We start from the raw sequence: 3,288 nt of genomic DNA on the forward strand, positions 1-3,288 counted from the left end.
TCCGAGATCGTCCACATGCTTGAGGTCGCCCGCACCGCCGTGGACGGAGGCGACCAATCGCCCTGACGGCGATTACTCTTTCCCTGCCCTGCCCCACAGGGGTCCGATTCCTCCCCGGCCTGAAGGCCGGGACATCCTCGGAAGAATCCGGTGAATCGGCTCGTGGTCCTGCCGGTGCGGAGTGCTGCCCTGGCGGACGCGGAAGAGGTGGTCAGGCGCCTGGTGATCGGTGTGGAGCGGGGTCGGGGGGCGGTGGCGAGGGGCGTAGCAGTTCGTCAGTCCGGGACCTCTGAGCAGGAGGCCGGTGCGGGGGGAGCCACGAAGATGTCTCACTCCAGTTCGTCGCCTACGCCGTACTTGGAGAGGTCCGGCTTCGGCGAATCCGCTCGTGCCCGCACCGCTCCCGCCGCGGGCGCGGCCGGGTACGTCCTTCTTCGACACCGTCGGACTGCGCGATCCCGGGGCGATACTGCACGCAGCGGCCGATGAGGAGCTCTGGGCTTCCCCGGCCACCGGCACCAGGTCCTGCGTCCTGAAGACGTGCGGCCCAAATTCAGAGCGGTTGCCCGGCCTTGACCCAGGCCGGGTCCGACAGCGTGCCGACGATCTCGGGAGTGACGTTGGGGTTCTCCGCGAAGTCGAAGACCTCCAGCCGTTTGGGGCGGGGGAAGTTGGCGTCCCCGACCAGCCGCTGCTTGCGCCGTTCCTCGCGTTCAGCCCACTCGGCCTCCAGCAGATCGGCCAGGAAATCCTTGTAGCTGGACCGCTGACGCATCGCATCGGCGGCCATCTCCTGGATCCGGCGGCGGATCGTTGACAGGTGCAGGGCGCGCCAAGCTTCGTCGATGGCCGTGTCCACGGCCTCCTCCGGCCCCATGTCGCGGCGGGCCGGAGGAACCTGGGCCGTGGTCTCGGTCGTGCTCGTGCGGTGCCTTTCGGTTGACGTGCCAGGAGCTGGTCGTAGTGGGCGACCGTCAGCAACGGCCTCCTGTCCTCGGACAGCTGGGCCCGGCGGGCCGCCAGCGACACCACCTGTCTGTACTTGGCCCAGGGCGGCGGGTCACCTTCGGCGTCATCCAGGTCATCGGGCGAAGGCGGGGCCAGCGCGTCCGCCCTGCGGGCCTCGACGGCGACCACGTCCGCGCTGGTGGAACCCGCCCTGACCGCTGCAGCCATGCCCTGTTCGACGGCGGATGCGGGCATCCGCCGGCCACGTCCCCGTGAGCGGAACGCGCTGCGGCCCAGAACGCCTCGCTGCACGGTGTCAGCCGATGGAGTCGATCCCGTCGGGCACCCAGCCGGGCTGACGATCTCCTACGGCCTGCCGTCAACACGAGGTGTGCCGTACCAGCGCCACTTGGTAAGGCGCGGCCGACCAGGGAGTTCCGCGCGGCCGGTGGCCCAGAGAAGGGTTGGCCACCGGTCGGTATCGGTCGGGGCGTCGGGGAAGAGCCGGGCCAGCACCCGGTCGCACAGGTCGGCGGGCGGCGTCCAGCCGACGCCCAGGCCCTCGGCGACGTCGTGGGTATGCACCAAGGTCTCGACAATACCCATCGCGGCGAAGCCTTCAGGGTCGGCTGGGCCGAAGATGTGGTGGGCTCGGACCGTGGGCGGCGTCGTGCGGACGATTGCGGTCAGCAAGGCACCGCTGGCATCCAGTACTTGCAGCAGACCCGCTGGACCAGCCTCACGGTCGGCGAAGACAGCATTCGCCGGGCCGCCCGGCCTCTTCCGACTCCACGCGAACGGGACGTGGGTGTCCAGCGGCGGGTTCGCTGGGCTCAATTGGACGGCGTAGGAGAACAGATCGTCGGCGAGGTGCTCGACAGTCTCCCAACAGTCCCACTCCAGAGAACCGGCCTTGACACTCCAGTCCGGCACGTCCGCCCCGCGCAGAGTGGCGAGCGCCAAGCGGACGGCATGCTCGACATCGGCCGCGGTAACCGGCCCGCTCGGTGATCTCTGCGCTTCAGCCATGGCGGGACCGTATCAATGATCACCCGACGCCGCGGAGCCTTTGTTCGACCAGGCCGGTTCCGGTGAGCCTTCCGCAGATCCGCCCTAAGACCGCCCGGCAGTAGGCGTGCTGGGCGGTCTTAATCGAGTGCGAGAGTGCCGGTCCGGGTGATACAAGATCTGCGCGCCTGAGCAGCGCTACTTCCCCACCCTGCTGCGGATGATTGACGAGCGGTCCGCCGCGTTTCGCGCCGCTGTCGCCGCAGCCCCCAGCCTCGACGCCGATGTCCCGTCCTGCCCGGGCTGGACGCTGTACGACCTGGCGAACCATCTCAGCGAGGGGGACCGCTTCTGCGCCTACATCGTGCTGAACACCGCGCCGGGCGACGAGCGGCCGAGCAAGGACGGGCTGGCGGCGCCCAGGGAGCGCGAGGCTCTCATAACCTGGCTGGCCGACTCGACGGAGCAGCTGCTTACTGCTCTGCGCGAGGCCGGCCCGGACCGGGGCTGCTGGGCCTGGTGGGAGCCGCTGGCCTCGCCGCACACGGTGGCCGCCGTGGCCCGCCGCCGCGTCCCGGAGTCGCTGATCCACACCTACGACGCCCAGCTGGCCTCCGGTACCCCGCAGGAGCTGCCGACGACCGAGGCGGGCGACGCCATCGAGGAGTTCCTCGCCACCGTCTGCACCGGCACGGTCCCGTGGCCGGGCGAGCCCGCCACCATGGACTACCACGCAGCCGAGGCTGGCTCCTGGCGCCAGACGGTGGACGCCGCCGGTTCCCGCTTCACCCGCCTCACCGCGGCGGAGGCCGCCGAGAGCACGCCCACCGCCGCCATCTACGGCACGGCGAGCGAGATGGCCCTGCTCATGTACATGCGCATCCCGGCCGGCTCGCTGCAGATGGAGGGCGACGGCGACCTGCTCCAGCAGCTGCAGGACTGGGGCTGAGACCGACCGGCAAATGGATCACTTGAGGCGTCGGGTGGTGGGGCGGCCGTCCCAGCGGCAGCGCGGGGTCGCGCGGCGGATGAGTATACGCAGCGTGACGATCGCTGCGAACAGGTAGAGGTAGAAGTCCACCACGCGGCTGCGCTTCTCGGTACAGCGCCGCAACTTGCCGAAGCCGTTCATCCCCGCAACGTCAACGGCGGCCTCTACGCCGGCGTCGCCCAGTCCTCCACCGCCGACCAGGCACCCGTCGTCCGGTGGAACAACCTCACCGTCGACGACCAACTCTGGAAAATCGTCCGCTCCAACTGACCCGAAGAAAGGCAGGGTGCCTGGCAGCCCGCCGGCGGGGCTCGCCGACCACGTCCTGGAAGGTGCCGTCC

General features: G+C 70.0%; 3 protein-coding genes and 1 pseudogene. 1 reads left to right on the top strand and 3 read right to left on the bottom strand.

Going from position 1 to position 3,288, the window contains the following annotated elements:
• Positions 1 to 553 precede the first annotated feature (553 nt).
• Together ABZT17_RS45040 and ABZT17_RS45045 are read right to left on the bottom strand one after the other, a co-directional pair.
• Positions 554 to 859: an ATP-binding protein gene (locus tag ABZT17_RS45040; RefSeq protein WP_356357987.1), complete on the bottom strand. Its 306-nt coding sequence runs from the start codon at positions 857 to 859 to the stop codon at positions 554 to 556.
• A gap of 455 nt (positions 860 to 1,314) precedes the next feature.
• Positions 1,315 to 1,977, bottom strand: coding sequence for a maleylpyruvate isomerase N-terminal domain-containing protein (locus ABZT17_RS45045; RefSeq protein ID WP_356357988.1), 663 nt, complete (start codon positions 1,975 to 1,977; stop codon positions 1,315 to 1,317).
• Positions 1,978 to 2,176: 199 nt separating this feature from the next.
• Here ABZT17_RS45045 and ABZT17_RS45050 point away from each other — a divergent pair, with 199 nt between their 5' ends.
• Positions 2,177 to 2,905, top strand: coding sequence for a maleylpyruvate isomerase family mycothiol-dependent enzyme (locus ABZT17_RS45050; RefSeq protein ID WP_356357989.1), 729 nt, complete (start codon positions 2,177 to 2,179; stop codon positions 2,903 to 2,905).
• Positions 2,906 to 2,923: 18 nt separating this feature from the next.
• On the opposite strand, the pseudogene ABZT17_RS45055 reads toward ABZT17_RS45050, so the two are convergent.
• Positions 2,924 to 3,288 (bottom strand): annotated as a pseudogene (locus tag ABZT17_RS45055) (hypothetical protein); the annotation flags it as partial.

Origin of the sequence: Streptomyces sp. NPDC005648, from assembly GCF_040605395.1 — a bacterium.
GTDB lineage: Bacteria > Actinomycetota > Actinomycetes > Streptomycetales > Streptomycetaceae > Streptomyces.

Excerpts from the sequence above, each read along its gene's own strand:
- ABZT17_RS45045 (WP_356357988.1), bottom strand. The coding sequence starts at position 1,977 with ATGGCTGAAGCGCAGAGATCACCGAGCGGGCCGGTTACCGCGGCCGAT.
- ABZT17_RS45050 (WP_356357989.1), top strand. The coding sequence starts at position 2,177 with ATGATTGACGAGCGGTCCGCCGCGTTTCGCGCCGCTGTCGCCGCAGCC.